At 71.4% G+C, this 4710-nt stretch carries 5 protein-coding genes; all 5 read left to right on the top strand.

The genetic code is table 11. The features are described from left to right. The coding region (locus ACZ56E_RS40595; protein WP_471221994.1) for a phosphopantetheine-binding protein at positions 1-510 on the top strand (510 nt) is incomplete at its 5' end. Between the two features lie 97 nt (positions 511-607). Further along, entirely contained in the window at positions 608-1549 is a 942-nt protein-coding gene (locus ACZ56E_RS40590) for a TauD/TfdA family dioxygenase (RefSeq protein WP_471221993.1), read from the top strand. A 31-nt stretch (positions 1550-1580) separates the two neighbouring features. Then, positions 1581-2348, top strand: a complete 768-nt coding sequence (locus ACZ56E_RS40585) for a thioesterase II family protein (RefSeq protein ID WP_471221992.1) — start codon at positions 1581-1583, stop codon at positions 2346-2348. A 36-nt stretch (positions 2349-2384) separates the two neighbouring features. Then, positions 2385-2597, top strand: a complete 213-nt coding sequence (locus tag ACZ56E_RS40580) for an MbtH family protein (protein WP_471221991.1) — start codon at positions 2385-2387, stop codon at positions 2595-2597. A gap of 111 nt (positions 2598-2708) precedes the next feature. Continuing rightward, positions 2709-4710: condensation domain-containing protein (locus tag ACZ56E_RS40575; protein WP_471221990.1), on the top strand; the 2002-nt coding region annotated here is incomplete at its 3' end.

Here is a 4710-nt window from a genome sequence, read left to right as displayed (position 1 = left end):
CTGGCCGATGTCCGCGAGGCCGTCGTCCTCGTACGTGAGGACAGCCCGGGCGACAAGCGTCTGGTCGCCTACTGGGTTCCGGTGGCGGGTACGGGTGCCGATCCTGCCGCGTTGCGCGCCGAGTTGGCCCGTTCGCTGCCCGAGCAGTTGATGCCCGCGGCCTTCGTAAAGCTGGACACGATCCCGGTCACGCCCAACGGCAAGGCCGACAAGCGCGCCCTGCCCGCCCCGCAGGAGGAGGCGTTCGCCCGCGGCGCCTACGTCGCGCCGCGGACGATGACCGAGATGGGCATGGCCGCCGTCTGGTCCCAGGTGCTCGGCCTGGACCGGGTGGGTGTCGAGGACTCGTTCTTCGACCTGGGCGGCGACTCCATCCGCGCCGTCTCCCTCGTCGGCGCCCTGCGTGCCGTCGGTCTCGAGGCCACGATCCAGCAGCTGTTCCGGCACCGGACCATCGCGTCCCTGTGCGAGGCGCTGGAGTCCGGCGCCGCGAACTCCCCTGCCTCGTAAGGCACGTAGCCACCCCATAGACACAGTGGCGAAGAAATATAGATCGGCCTCGGACAGTAGGGGCCGTAACGCAGAACAGATCCCCTGGGAGACGAAGATGACCGGTCACGAGCACTGGGTGCCGTTCGAGATCACGCCCGCCAACTCCGGGGCCGCCGCGACCGCCCGGGGCCTGGCCGATCACCTCCGGGGTCTCGACGACCTCGCCGGTCTACTGGCCCGCGAAAAGGCCCTGGTCTTCCGGGGGTTCGGCGTCACCTCGCAGGAGCTCGACGAGGTGATGGACGAGCTGCTGCCCAACCGGCTCGCCTATGTGCACGGCAACTCGCCCCGCACCAAGGTCGGCAAGAACGTCTACACCTCGACGGAGTACCCGCAGGAGTTCACCATCTCGATGCACAACGAGATGTCCTACGCCTACGCGTGGCCCTCCCGGCTGCTGTTCTTCTGCCAGCAGCAGCCGGAGAGCGGCGGTGCCACCCCGGTGGTCGACGGCGTGCGCTGGCTTGAGGCGCTCGACCCCGAGGTGCGCGAGGCGTTCAAGGGCGGGGTGCGCTACACGCAGAACCTGCACGGCGGCATGGGGCTCGGCAAGAGCTGGCAGGAGACCTTCGAGACGGAGGACCGGGCCGAGGTCGAGGCGTTCCTCATGGAGACCGAGGCCGAGTGGGAGTGGAAGGCCGACGGCGGGCTCCGTGTGCACCAGGTCCGTCCGGCGACGGTCGCGCACCCGGTCACCGGAGCGGAGGTCTGGTTCAACCAGGCCGACCAGTGGCACCCGGCTGGACTCGGCGACGAGACCGCGAAGGCGCTGGCCCAGATCATGCCGGTGGCGGACCTGCCGCAGTACGTGAGCCTCGCGGACGGCACCCCCATCCCCGACGAGTACGTCACCCAGATCCGCGACCGCGGCCTGGACAACGCGGTGGACGTCGACTGGCACACCGGCGACCTGCTGCTCATCGACAACGTCCTGGTGGGGCACGGGCGGCGGCCCTTCACCGGGCCGCGCCGCGTCCTCGTGGCGATGTGCGACTGAGCACCGGAATACCAGGAGTACCGACACACCCATGAGCACCTACGCAACATCGTCGACGGCGTCCGCCTGGTTCCGGGTCTTCGTGCCCCGGCCCGAGGCCCGTGTCAGGCTGGTCTGCTTTCCGCACGCCGGGGGCGCCGCCAGCGCCTTCCGGGCCTGGGCGGAGCTGCTGCCCCCCACGGTCGAGCTGGTGGCGGTGCAGTACCCGGGACGGCAGGACCGCTTCAACGAGCCCGCTGTCGAAGACATGAACGCCCTGGTGGACCGCATCTCCTTCGCGGTCGCCCACCGGCTGCGCGGCCCCTTGGCGTTCTTCGGCCACAGCCTGGGCGCGACCGTGGGCTACGAGGTGGCGCAGCGGCTTGCCGGAGGACAGCCCGAGGTGGTGCGCCTCTTCGCCTCCGCGCGCAGCGCCCCCTCCGTCGACCGCCGCGGAGCCACCACGTTCCCGGACGACGAGGCGCTGATGGAGTACCTCCGTGCCCTCGGCGGCGCCGGGGTGGGGGTCCTCGAGGACCGGGAGTTGAGGGAGCTCGCACTGCCGACGCTGCGCAGCGACTTCCGGCTCGTCGCCGACTACGCGCCGTCGACCGCCCTGCCGCTGGCGTGCCCGGTCACCGCCATCGCCGGCGACACGGACGCGTCGTTCACGCTCGCCGACGCGGAGCACTGGCGCGGGCACACCAGCGGCGCCTTCGACTCCGTGGAACTGCCCGGCGGCCACTTCTACATCGAGGACGTGCCCGGAGATGTCGTGCGGGTCCTCGTCGACGGACTCGGCGTCACGACCGCTGTCTGACCACCACTGACACCGAAGAGAAAGAAAGGGGCCGAGATGGCCAACCCCTTCGAGGACCCGGACGCCTCGTACCGCGTCCTGGTGAACCCTGAGGGCCAGCATTCCCTCTGGCCGTCCTTCGCCGACATCCCGGCGGGATGGGAGTCCGTCCACGGTCCGGCGCGGCGCCAGGAGTGCCTGGATTACGTGGAAGAGAACTGGCTCGACATGCGGCCGAACAGCCTCCGTCAGGCGATGGCCCAGTCCTGAAGGCCGCCCGGTGGCGTCCTCCTGGCTCGCGCGCGAACCGCGCGGTGAGGCCCGGCGGACGCCGCCGTCGGCAGCCCGTCCCTCCCAATTCTTCCCCGGGGTGAAAGAGCAGTGTCTGAAGCGCGCGTGCAGCGTTGGTCCCTGTCCGCGGCTCAGTCCAGCATGTGGTTTGCCCACCAGCTGGACCGGACCGGCAGGAAGCACAAGATCGGCGAATACATCGAGATCCACGGCCCCATGGACGCCGGGCATTTCGAGGCGGCCTGCCGCCGGACCGTGCGCGACATCGACGCGCTGTGGATGCGGTCCGTCGAGCCGGACGGCCGGCACGCGATCGTCGACCCCGACGCCGCACCGCCCTTGGCGATCCTGGACTTCTCCGGCGAGAGCGACCCGGAGGAAGCCGCCAGGGCGTGGGTGCGGGACGACATCGCCGCCCCGATCGACCTGCGGCAGGGTCCGCTCTACCGCTTCGCCCTGCTCAAGCTCGCCGACGACCGGTACGTCCTGTGCCACTGGTACCACCACATCGTCATCGACGGGTACTCCCGCGGCCTGATCGTGCAGCGCCTCGCCGACGTCTACACCGCGCTCGTCGGCGGCGCCGAGTACGGCGACAGCGGGCTCGGCTCCCTGCGCGAACTGACGGCGGAGGACAAGGAGTACCGCGCATCGGCCGCGTGGCAGGAGGACCGCGCGTTCTGGCTGGAGAAGCTGGCCGACCGGCCCGCGCCCGTCCGGCTCGACGGCCGACCGGAGAGCGGCGCCGACGCGGGCGAACCCTTCATCCGCACCACCGCCCACCTGCCTCAGCAGGACGTCGACGCGCTCCAGGAGGCCGCGCGCGGCATGCGCGCGCACCTGTCCACCCTCCTCATGGCGGCGACCGCCGTCTACTGCCAGCGGGCCACCGGCCAGAGCGACATCGTTCTCTCCCTCCCCGTGGGCGCCCGCACGACGCCCGCCGCACGGACCGCCGTCGGCATCACGTCCAACGTGGTCCCGCTGCGCTGCACCGTGCGCCACGACGACACCCTGGAGCAGACCGTCAAGGGGCTCGCGCCGGAGATCCGCGCGGCCCTGAAGCACCAGCGCTTCCGCCACGAGGACCTGCGCCGCGAACTCGGCCTCGGCGCCCGCGACGAGAGCGTCCTCGGCCCCGCGGTCAACATCATGCTCTTCGACCACGAGCAGCTGTTCGGCGGCCACTCCACCACTGTGCACAACCTGGGCCTCGGCGCCGTCGACCACCTGTCCGTCGCCGTCTACGACAAGGGCCACGGCCGCGGCTGGCGCATCGACTTCGACGCCGACCCCGCCGTCTGCAGCAGGGACGACCTCGACGGCCACCAGCGCCGCTTCCTGCGGCTGCTCGGCGACCTCGCGGCCCGTCCGGAGCGCCGCGTGCGCGACCTGGACCTGGTGACGCAGGCCGAGCGGCGGGAGTTGCTCGAGGAGCGGCGGGGCGCCGAGGGTGTGGTGCCGGAGGGTTCGCTTGCGGAGCTCTTCGAGGCGCAGGTCGCGCGGACGCCGGAGGCCGTTGCCGTGGCCGCCGACGGGGTGGAGCTCACGTATGCGGAGCTGAACGCCCGTGCCAACCGCCTCGCCCACCGTCTCGCGGGACTCGGTGTACAGGCAGAGACGCCGGTGGCGCTGCTCCTCGAACGCTCGGTGGAGGTCGTCGTCACGACGCTCGCGGTGGTGAAGGCCGGTGGCGCCTATGTGCCCATCCACGGCTCCTTCCCCCCGGACCGCGTCGCCTGGGTGATCGAGAACACCGGCGCGACGGTCGTCGTCACCGACGCCGCCAACGCCGGCCGGGCGCCCGGCACCGGCCTCGACATCGTCCGCGCCGACGCCCCTGGCCTCGCGGCCGAGGGACACGACCTGGGCCTGGCCGTCGAGCCCGGCCGCCTCGCGTACGTCATGTTCACCTCGGGGTCGACGGGGGTGCCGAAGGGTGTGGCGGTTTCGCATGCGGATGTGCGGGCGCTGGCCTTCGATTCGCGCTGGCAAGGGGGTGCGCATGAGCGGGTGTTGATGCATTCGCCGCACGCTTTCGATGCTTCGACGTACGAGATGTGGGCGCCGCTGCTCAACGGCGGCCGCGTCG

The organism is Streptomyces sp. NPDC039480 (genome assembly GCF_055597165.1).
This window is presented reverse-complemented; position numbering and strand designations above follow the sequence as displayed.

What these genes read in the sequence shown, in the direction of transcription:
- ACZ56E_RS40585 (WP_471221992.1), top strand. Translation starts at nt 1,581, where the DNA reads ATGAGCACCTACGCAACATCGTCGACGGCGTCCGCCTGGTTCCGGGTC.
- ACZ56E_RS40580 (WP_471221991.1), top strand. Translation starts at nt 2,385, where the DNA reads ATGGCCAACCCCTTCGAGGACCCGGACGCCTCGTACCGCGTCCTGGTG.
- ACZ56E_RS40590 (WP_471221993.1), top strand. Translation starts at nt 608, where the DNA reads ATGACCGGTCACGAGCACTGGGTGCCGTTCGAGATCACGCCCGCCAAC.